Source organism: Paenibacillus woosongensis, assembly GCF_009725165.1.
In the GTDB taxonomy this organism is placed as follows: domain Bacteria; phylum Bacillota; class Bacilli; order Paenibacillales; family Paenibacillaceae; genus Fontibacillus; species Fontibacillus woosongensis.
Genome location: NZ_WNZW01000070.1, coordinates 1 through 234 on the forward strand (window position 1 = coordinate 1; position 234 = coordinate 234).

A 234-nucleotide genomic window follows, 5' to 3' on the forward strand; every position below is an offset into this window, starting at 1 on the left:
TTTGCGGTACGGGCACCTTCTCCTGGCTAGAGGCTTTTCTTGGCAGTGTGAGATCATGACCTTCGGTACTGTAAATTTTCCCTCCCCATCACAGCCCAGCCTTACGATGTGCGGATTTGCCTACACACCAGCCTCACTGCTTGGACGAGCATCCATCAGCTCGCGTCACTACCCTACTGCGTCACCCCATCGCTCATAGCGGATTACGGTGGTACAGGAATTTCAACCTGTTGT

At 53.4% G+C, this 234-nt stretch carries 1 rRNA gene; it reads right to left on the reverse strand.

Annotated elements, in window-relative coordinates:
* Positions 1-234 (reverse strand): 23S ribosomal RNA (locus GNP95_RS25625); the annotation flags it as partial.